Annotated in this window: 10 protein-coding genes; 6 read left to right on the top strand and 4 right to left on the bottom strand. The window is 36.9% G+C overall.

Features of this window, described 5'->3' with window-relative positions; genetic code table 11:
- Positions 1-202: 202 nt before the first annotated feature.
- Entirely contained in the window at positions 203-508 is a 306-nt protein-coding gene (locus tag ON073_RS01125) for a DUF962 domain-containing protein (RefSeq protein ID WP_274760018.1), read from the top strand.
- On the opposite strand, the gene ON073_RS01120 is transcribed toward ON073_RS01125, so the two are convergent.
- Positions 497-1,963 carry a cobyric acid synthase gene (locus ON073_RS01120; RefSeq protein ID WP_274760017.1) on the bottom strand — a complete coding sequence of 489 codons (1,467 nt, stop codon included), beginning with the start codon at positions 1,961-1,963 and terminating at the stop codon, positions 497-499. The genes ON073_RS01125 and ON073_RS01120 overlap by 12 nt on opposite strands.
- 116 nt (positions 1,964-2,079) lie before the next feature.
- On the opposite strand from ON073_RS01120, the gene udp reads away from it, so the two are divergent.
- Positions 2,080-2,832, top strand: coding sequence for a uridine phosphorylase (udp, locus tag ON073_RS01115; protein WP_274760016.1), 753 nt, complete (start codon positions 2,080-2,082; stop codon positions 2,830-2,832).
- 19 nt (positions 2,833-2,851) lie between these two features.
- On the opposite strand, the gene cdd is transcribed toward udp, so the two are convergent.
- Positions 2,852-3,715 carry a cytidine deaminase gene (gene cdd / locus ON073_RS01110; RefSeq protein ID WP_274760015.1) on the bottom strand — a complete coding sequence of 288 codons (864 nt, stop codon included), beginning with the start codon at positions 3,713-3,715 and terminating at the stop codon, positions 2,852-2,854.
- A 105-nt stretch (positions 3,716-3,820) separates the two neighbouring features.
- Between cdd and ON073_RS01105 the strand changes: the two genes are divergently transcribed.
- The 4 genes from ON073_RS01105 (at position 3,821) to ON073_RS01090 (ending at position 7,907) form a co-directional block, all read left to right on the top strand.
- On the top strand, positions 3,821-4,513 hold the full coding sequence (locus tag ON073_RS01105; RefSeq protein WP_274760014.1) for a DUF3313 family protein: 693 nt from the start codon (positions 3,821-3,823) through the stop codon (positions 4,511-4,513).
- A gap of 187 nt (positions 4,514-4,700) precedes the next feature.
- Positions 4,701-6,650 (top strand): putative bifunctional diguanylate cyclase/phosphodiesterase, encoded by a 1,950-nt coding sequence (locus ON073_RS01100; RefSeq protein WP_274760013.1) that lies wholly within the window; start codon positions 4,701-4,703, stop codon positions 6,648-6,650.
- Between the two features lie 10 nt (positions 6,651-6,660).
- Positions 6,661-7,380, top strand: a complete 720-nt coding sequence (locus ON073_RS01095; protein WP_274760012.1) for a tetratricopeptide repeat protein — start codon at positions 6,661-6,663, stop codon at positions 7,378-7,380.
- Positions 7,381-7,430: 50 nt separating this feature from the next.
- Entirely contained in the window at positions 7,431-7,907 is a 477-nt protein-coding gene (locus ON073_RS01090; protein ID WP_274760011.1) for an FKBP-type peptidyl-prolyl cis-trans isomerase, read from the top strand.
- A gap of 11 nt (positions 7,908-7,918) precedes the next feature.
- Here the strand turns inward: ON073_RS01090 and ON073_RS01085 are convergent, their stop codons facing one another.
- Both ON073_RS01085 and ON073_RS01080 read right to left on the bottom strand, forming a co-directional pair.
- Positions 7,919-8,878, bottom strand: a complete 960-nt coding sequence (locus tag ON073_RS01085; protein WP_274760010.1) for a hypothetical protein — start codon at positions 8,876-8,878, stop codon at positions 7,919-7,921.
- Positions 8,879-8,898: 20 nt separating this feature from the next.
- The gene (locus ON073_RS01080) at positions 8,899-9,159 is read right to left on the bottom strand and encodes a CBU_0592 family membrane protein (RefSeq protein ID WP_274760009.1); all 261 of its coding nucleotides are present in this window, start codon (positions 9,157-9,159) and stop codon (positions 8,899-8,901) included.
- Positions 9,160-9,325: the final 166 nt, after the last annotated feature.

Here is a 9,325-nt window from a genome sequence, read left to right as displayed (position 1 = left end):
ACGTCGACTACCACATTCCGTTAGGGCTCATTACCCTGTTGCTGAAATTGAAATTTATTACTTATTGAGCGGTTCATGCTTATGTGAATGCATTAACCAAAACAAACAGTGTTGATGAAGCGATTAATTGCATACAGTGCCAAATTCATTTACTGTTTAAAAATCAACAATAATGAAATTGCTCTTTTAGTGCATAAGCAAAATGACATCTAAATACACATCCTTAAAAGCATTTTATCCCTTTTATTTATCTCAACATCAAAACAGGGTATGCCGCAGATTACACTTTGTAGGCTCGCTTTTAGGGCTTGCATGTTTGGCAGCTGCTATTATTTTACAAGTTCCCTACTATATCTTTTTAGGTTTATTATTTGGTTATTTATTTGCTTGGATTGGACACTTTGTTTTTGAAAAAAACAAACCTGCGACCTTTCAATACCCGCTATACAGTTTTGTTTGTGATTGGTTAATGTTTCGCGACATTTTACTTAGGCGTTTACCTTGGTAATGAGAGTAAGTCTTTTATTGTTTCGATAGATAAAACAGCTTCAACTTCACTTGCTAGCTTTTCTATTTGTGCATCTCTTTCCCTCGTATAATCAAAAGTTTGAGCATCATTTAAACCTACCCAAGTTAAGATTTCAGTAAGATATTGGCTGTTATCAAAAATACCATGTAAATACGTTGCTTTAATTTGGTTATCCGCACTTTGATAACCTTCAAATTCACCATTATCTAATTTAAATAAACGTTCACAGTGCTCAGTAGCTTCACTAACACCTGCGTGGATCTCGTAACCAGATACCGGAACCTCTGTTTTTAAAGATTTAGCATTCGTTTTACTGAGTTTTTTTATGGGCATTAAAGTTGTTTTAATTGGTAAATAACCTAAACCTTTTTGTTCGAGTAACGTTGACTCAATACCATTTGGGTCAAATATATCTTGCCCTAACATTTGCATCCCGCCACAAATACCGAACACTTTGCCACCATAACGTAGGAGCTTAGCGATGTAATCTTGCCATTTTTCTTGTTCTAAAAATTTGAAGTCTGATATCACACTTTTAGAGCCTGGCAAAATTAGCAAATCGCATTTCTTCACTTCGTTTGGAGTACGCGCGTAACTCAGTTCTACATTTGGGTGTAAACGTAATACATCAAAATCCGTATGATTTGAGATTCGAGGGTAAACAACCACAGTAATATGCAAAACAGTATCTGCGTTTACAATTTGGTTGAAATCAAGCGCATCCTCAGGCTCGATATAAAGGTTTGGAATATAAGGGATCGTTGCAAGTACAGGAATACCTAATTTTTGTTCCAACCAATCGTTCCCAGGTTTTAATAGCGCTATGTCACCTCTGAACTTATTGATGACAAACCCTTTAATTCGCGCTTTTTCTGATTCAGATAATAATTCGTATGTACCCACTAGATGTGCAAAAACACCACCTTTATCAATGTCTGCAACAATTATGACTGGGCAGTCAGCCGCCTCTGCAAATCCCATATTTGCAATATCGCGATCTCTTAAATTTATTTCTGCAGGGGAACCCGCACCTTCAACAATTACAACATCATATAGATTCGCTAATTTATGATGAGACTCAAGTACAGCGCTCAATAATTTAGGCTTCATCTGATGGTAATCGACCGCATCGGAATTGCCTATTGATTTACCATGCACAATCACTTGCGCACCAATGTCTGAATTTGGCTTAAGTAACACGGGGTTCATATCAACACTAGCTTCAACTCTTGCAGCCTCCGCTTGAACAGCTTGCGCTCTGCCTATTTCGCCACCATCTTTTGTAACAGCGCTATTTAACGCCATATTTTGTGGTTTAAAAGGTGCAACCCGAACATTATGATTAGATAAAATTCTGCACAATGCAGCAACTAAGATACTTTTTCCTGCGTCAGATGTTGTGCCTTGTACCATCAATGTTTGCTTTGCTTTCATAGTGTTCTCAAACTTCAAATTTGCTGCACACTATCAAATTTACGGACCATTGTCCTTTACAAATTAGCGCCATAATTCAGACTGTTATTAATATTTGCTAAGTATGAGCATTAAGGATGAAAAAAGTATTTCACTTAGGTTTAGATAAAGACGCACTGCAAGGGGCTACACTTGCGATTGTACCAGGCGACCCAGCCCGCGCTGAACGCATTGCAGAGTTTCTTGAAAACCCAACAGCACTTGCTAAAACACGTGAATATCATGTCTATTTAGGCTTTTTAAAACAAACACCGGTAGTTGTATGTTCAACCGGTATTGGTGGTCCAAGTACCTCCATTGCCGTTGAAGAATTAGCCCAGCTAGGTATTCATACTTTTTTACGTGTTGGAACAACAGGCGCTATTCAGCCAGGTATTAATGAAGGTGATTTATTAGTTAGTCATGCATCCGTTCGTTTAGACGGTGCAAGTCAACATTTCGCACCAATTCAATACCCTGCTGTTGCAGACTTTTTTGCAACACAAGCTATGGTTAATGCCTGTGAGGAGTTAGGTGCAACATATCATTTAGGCATTACGGCTTCTTCTGATACTTTCTATCCTGGTCAAGAACGTTATGACACTTACTCAGGTTATGTAACAAAAGCTTTCCAAGGAAGTTTTGATGAATGGCAAAAACTGGGCGTAATGAATTACGAAATGGAATCTGCAACATTATTTACTATGTGTTCTTCTCTTGGATTAAAAGCGGCATGTGTTGCTGGTGTTTTAGTTAACAGAACTCGCAGTGAAATCCCTGATATCGATCATCAAAAAGTAGAAAAAATTGCAGTACAAGCAGTATTAAAGACTGCTGAAATTCTCATTTAGGCGGTAATTTGAGGAAGTATTATACTTCCTCAAACACCACATCTATCGCTTTATCTAAACTATTCGCCACAGCTAAAGTAACCCCATTTTGATTAGCCTTGCCTTTTCGCTGTTTTATTAAAATTGACTTAATGCCATTAATACCCGAATGCCTATTGTGCAATTGCATTTGACTTAAAGCTGCCTGCAAAGGTGATAAGCTTGGACTATATGCTGCATTTTCTAAATAAACACCAAAGTATTGTTGATCGTTCGAAGTTGTTATTTCACACGCTGCATTGTTGCCAGAATAAGGTGCATAACTTTGGGCAAAAAAATCGTCAATGGACACACTTTGTTTAAACGGCTGTGAAAATAGCGGTGCATTATTATCTAAATCACTTGGACCAAACGCATCTGGCAAATAATCTTGGATTGATTTTGTCGTCTCATCAACTGAGATTTGTGGTTGATTCTCTAATTTGATCTCATTAATAAACTGACGACAAAAACCACAAGGCGATGCATTAATAATTAGTTTTTCAATTTTTGCAGCGCCATGGATTAATGCATTGTGAATAGCACTTTGCTCTCCGTGGACTACAAGACTTAATGCTTCATCTTTAAATTCTAAATTTGCACCAAAAAATAAACGCCCCTGCTCGCCTGCTTCAAGAGCAAGTGCTGCAACGTGAAAGTTTGAAACTGGCGCGATTGCATAACCAGACACCCATTTCAAAAGAACATCGAAGAAGCTTTTTTTAGTGTCAAATAGAGAGGCTAAGTGACTGACTTCATCACTTGTTAGATAAGATTTGCGTTCGGTATATTCTGATATTGCCGATTCAAATTGCTGAATTGTTGTCATATTAGCAAATAAAACTTTTAAAAAGGCAGTTAACACTACCGATTGCTGCTTTCCTATAATAAGGTCAAATGTCCGCTTGACACAAATATTTAATTCTAGTTACCTAAGTGTAAATAAGTAATTATAAAATTAAGGATGACCATGCGTATTTTACTCCCCCTTTTAACCGCTGCAGCAATGCTAGGCTGTGCATCTAAGCCGTTAACGCTATCACAAACTGATAACGATATTGCATTTGGTGATTTAATTAAAATCGAAAATTCCAAGATGGATCTGTCTTTTGTTAAGCGAAATGTTGATTGGCAAAAGTACAATGCTATCCATATCGCTAAAATAACAGCAGATAACAACCATCCAGAGAATTATAAGCCGCCAAAAATTGATAAAAAATGGGATGGGTATAATGCAACTTTTGACATTCCAGAATCAGGCCTTAAAAAGCTTGAAGCTGAATTTATATCCATGGCAAAAAACACTTTTGATGATGAACAGCCTTGGCAGTACAAAGATAGTGTGGACGCAAACACCCTAGTTTTACATATAGACATAACCGATATACGGCTCTCTGCTCCAATCGAGTCATCAAGAAGAAATCACAATATTAATGGTCGCTCCTACACGCAAAATGCTGGGTCTATGGTTCTTAAAGCAGTCATACTTGACGGTGAATCTAATGAAGTGATTGCAACTTCCATTGACAGAGCCGCAGCACATGATAATTGGCGTTTAAATACACAAGTATTTAATTGGAGTGATGTGCGTACAATCTATCGCAGCTGGGCAAATGCGCTTAAAAATGCGATGTTTCAAATACACCAAGAGCGCTCAGAATAATCATTCGCATTGATGTACTTTTTGAAATGTGCATCAATAAACTCTCTGATCTTAAAGACTTATTTTTATATCCGTGATAGTATTTTCGATATAAATAAAAACTGGTAACACTTTGTCCATAAACTATACTGTTTAGGTCAGCTTATGGAATTTTGCGAAGGTTTAGCAGGATTATAAAGTGCAAAATATGAAAATTTTTTCCCGATTTGTTGTGGTTACAATAGGGTTTATTGTTGCTATCTATTTAATACTAGCCTTGTCATTAACTCAGGGTGTTGCACTATCACATCACAAAGACTCACAGATAAACCAAGTTATTCTGGATGCCAATAAATTAGAGCCTCAAAATGCCACCGTTATGTCGTCGTTGTTCAGCTACATCGATTTTGTTAACAGCGGCGATAAAATCTATATTCAAGTTGAAAAAACAGATAACAAAATCAGCGCAATTCCCGTTAAAACACTGTTAACTGAAATGCTGTTGTTTTCGAATTTCCCTTTGTTATTTTTGTTAACGTTAACACTCATCATTCCCTTATTTGTATTTAATAAAAAGCAAAAAAGGCTGAATAAGTCGATTACCATTTTGAACAGTAAAACTGATAATCTATTAAGTGCATTTAATCTCGATTTACCTAAATATGAGACAGAAAATAATCTTGCCCGCTTAAATCATTCAATAAACTCACTAAGTGAAGCAGTTGAACGCTATAAACGCGACACCGAAACAAGTATCTTTCAAGACAAGTTAACCGGCCTTGCTGACAGGCATGCATATTTAAGCCATTTAAAAGAACAACTATCACACGCAGAAAAGACTGATAAAAAACAGGCACTTTTGTTTATAGACTTAGATGGGTTTAAGCAAGTTAATGATTCTTTTGGTCACAGTTTTGGGGATGAAGTACTGATCCAAGTAGCTGAACGTTTACGCACGATTGTGCGCAATCATAGCCTTTCTTGTCAGCACCCTATTAACGGCATTGAACAAAACCTTTCACGTCTTGGTGGTGATGAGTTTTCAATTTTTATTAATGATTTAATTGATCCTTCACTTGCCGTTAATGTTGCCCAAAACGTATTACATGAAATTGAACGGGATTTTGTGCTTGGTAACAAAGTTGTGAAAATTGGTGCCAGTATTGGTATTGCTATTTACCCAGATAGTGCTTCCAGTCCATTTGCTCTGTTACAAATGGCTGATGTTGCAATGTACCGCGCAAAAACAGATGGTCGCGGAATATTTCGTGTCTACTCGCCTGAAATGGGTAGTAAAATGCGCCGCTATCATTATCTATTAGAAGAAATACGCTTAGCCCTTGGTAGTAATAATTTCACTCTTTCATTTCAACCTATTGTCCATGTTGATGATTGTAGTATTGATTACTTTGAATGTTTAGTCAGGTGGCACCACCCTGTAGAAGGTACAATAACTCCAACAGAATTTATTCCTATCGCTGAAGAATCAAATTTAATTTTAGAATTAGGTGACTGGATATTATTTGAAGCAAGCCGCCAAATGTCAGCATGGTATAACGCGGGTATGACCCGAGTAAGAATTTCTGTAAATATTTCCGGTGTTCAATTGAAACATCGAGATCTTCATGACTGGGTTATGGATACCTTAAGTAAAGTAGGACTCCCTCCTAAAGCGCTGATGTTAGAGATCACAGAATCGTGTTTTATTGAAGCATCAAAAAACACTATTGAAAGCCTTCAAAAACTGCGTAATGAAGGCATAACCATAGCAATAGATGACTTTGGCACTGGCTTTAGTTCATTGTGTACATTAGCTGAACTTCCGGTCGATGTTATTAAAATAGATAAATTGTTTATTGATCAGGCTAATGATAACCCTAAATACAATAAAATACTCCATTCAATCAGTGAGCTTGGGCATCAATTAAACCTTAAAGTTGTTGCTGAAGGCGTAGAGTCTGCAGAACAATTTGAACTTGTACGGAAAATGGGGATCCAATGTGTGCAGGGCTACCTTGTATCTAAGCCTGAAACATCGAATAATGTTGGAACAAAAGTATTAAGAACAAATTTGAATCATATTGCAGCCACAGGTACCAACATCTGGTTACCTGAAAATGAACCAGCAGCAAGAACCAAACTTCATTCCGTAAAGTAGGAACATATTTATGAAAATCACATTGAACACATTAATAATAAGCTTAGCTTTTTTCACATTCTTTGCAAAAGCGGATTTACAACAAGGTATCGATGCGGCTAATGAAGGTGATTTTGAAACTGCCCTTTATCATTTTAACTATTTAGTTGAAAACAACTATGGACCAGCAATGTATCATTTAGGTCAAATGCACGAGTTTGGATATGGTATCGCTCCCGACCCAAAAAAAGCAGCAGAACTCTATGAAAAAGGTGTAGCACTTGGAGAAGAAGATGCCATGTTTGCTTTAGGTACACTTTATCAAGACGGTAAAGGCGTTAAAAAAGATTTACAAAAAGCAGTTTCCCTTTACGAACAATCAGCAAAAAAAGGCCTAGCTGCAGCGCAATTTAATTTAGGTGTTATGTATGCCAATGGTACTGGCGTAATCCAAGATTTTTTCCAAGCAAAAGACTGGTACACAAAAGCAGCAGCACAAAATTATGCTGCTGCTCAATTTAATCTTGCACTGCTTTATTTCGAAGGACAAGGCGTTGATAAAAGTTTAGAAATGTCTTTTATTTGGAACTCAGTTGCTGAATTTAATGGACATAAAGATGCAAGCCACAGTCGCAAGTTAGATGAACGAAAAATGTCTCCATCGCAAGTGGAAGAAGCAAAAGAAAAAGCCAATGAACTTTATCAAAAAATTCTTGCTGGTAAATATTACGGTGATGAACGTCGCATCTAATTGCTTTTTAACTTATTTACAGGCATGGTTTCTATTTTTGGAAACCACCTGTGCTTAACCTTTTCCTTTTATGCATCATAATTGCGATCATTTTTTTTATTGTTAAATCTTCACTTAACAATGCAAAAATAGCTAAACAAAACATTGAATGTCAAAATCAATATTTAGCAGAGAACAAACTACGCCCAGACGTAATTGAAACTGTTACAGGCCTACAATATGAAATGCTCGTTGCAATTTCTAATGGGCAACAACCTAGTAAAACAAGCAAGGTTAAATGTCATTACCATGGTACATTAATTGACGGCACTGTTTTCGACTCATCTGTAGAAAGAAATACCCCACTTTCCTTTTCACTTCATCAGGTAATACCGGGTTGGACTGAAGTACTTCAGCTTATGAAAACGGGTGAGAAAGTAAAAGCGGTTATCCCCTATAACTTGGCATATGGAAAACGTGCTGTAGGGAAAATTCCACCAGCATCATTACTTATTTTTGAAATTGAACTACTCGAAATTATAGATTAGTTTTAAAAGCGTTAAACACCATAGTAGGCGATGAGTCTTAAAGCAATACCAGGTTCATCGTCGAAATCATAACGCTCTCTAAATTCAACAAATGGTTCAGCTTCAAAAAACAGCCAATGTTCAAAAAAGCGCATGCGCCAGCGGTAAGATACGTAATAACTACGTTCTCCACTAAAACTGTCATTTGCCCAAGCCCCTGCTACACCTGCTTGATCTTGATTATAGGTTTGGCTATGAAACACCCCAATGGATACACGCTTTGTCGGCTCACTTTCAACATAACGCGTATTAAATGCAAAGTTTAATATTTGGTGTGGTGTTAGTTTTACATCTGCACGAGTGTAAAGGCGTGCACCAACACCGTCCTCTACATAATACTCAATACTGGGTCTGAATGAAAATCGCCAATCGTTGATAGTGTGACGGAATTTAAGTCGTGTTTGTGCAAATAAGTTAGAACGGCTAAAACCAATACGATGCTCAACATTCCAGCGCTTACGCTGAACCATGTACCAATTTAACGCTGCGTTAATGTTATTATTTTGTTCAGTAGAAATACTTTGTAGCGGTAGCCTATCTTCTTCCTCTTCATCGTTATCGATAATAAGGCTAACTTTTTCTTCCCAATTAGGTAAATCTAAAGACACTTTGAATTGATTATCGAAATCGAGCAGATCTCTCGCGCGGGGTGCAAAACCTAATGATATATAGCCTTTTGCACTTGCAATATCCCCTTTTGCATTATCATCTTTAACTAATTTATCAAGCCATTGCGCTGAATTTTGCATATGAATATTTAAACGCGAACGAAATAATGTCGCACTTTCAGTGACTTCATTTTTCAGTCCAGCACTTATCGATTTAATTTCATTGGGCGTTGATTGTGAACTTGAGGAGGAATTTGAAAAGGATAAAAAAGGGATTGTTATTAATACTATGTAACCTACACGGTAAATAAGGTTTAACAACATTCCCTTTCCTTAGTCAGTTACTAGATTGCAGCTTTTTTAGGTGCTTTATAGTATTTATAAAGACCAATTAATGACGCTGCAATCCAAAATAATTCAATTACAAAACTCGCTAAATTAAAATTATAACAAAGACTTATAAGTAAAAGAATTGCACCAGAAAGGTTCATTAGATTATAAGCAATACCTGTGGGTTTAACTTTATCTAACTGCAATAAAAAGAACGCACCGACAACAAGAAATGTACCGGTCATGCCGATAATATCGAAAATAATTGAGATCAATTGATAACTCCAAGCTTATGCGCCCAAATATGCTGGCCCGGTCCGTGGGGAGGGCGATTTTCATTCCATGAAACAGCTTGTAGTTGAGGAGAACCCTCAGTCGCGATTATTCTAATGGTTTAAAAACTGCTTGCAAACACTTTTGTCCTTGACATAGTTTTAAAGT

The sequence above is a fragment of the Pseudoalteromonas sp. G4 genome, from assembly GCF_028875915.1.
In the GTDB taxonomy this organism is placed as follows: Bacteria; Pseudomonadota; Gammaproteobacteria; order Enterobacterales; family Alteromonadaceae; genus Pseudoalteromonas.
Note: the sequence above shows the minus strand (reverse complement) of the source record. Positions and strands in the feature narration are given on the sequence as shown.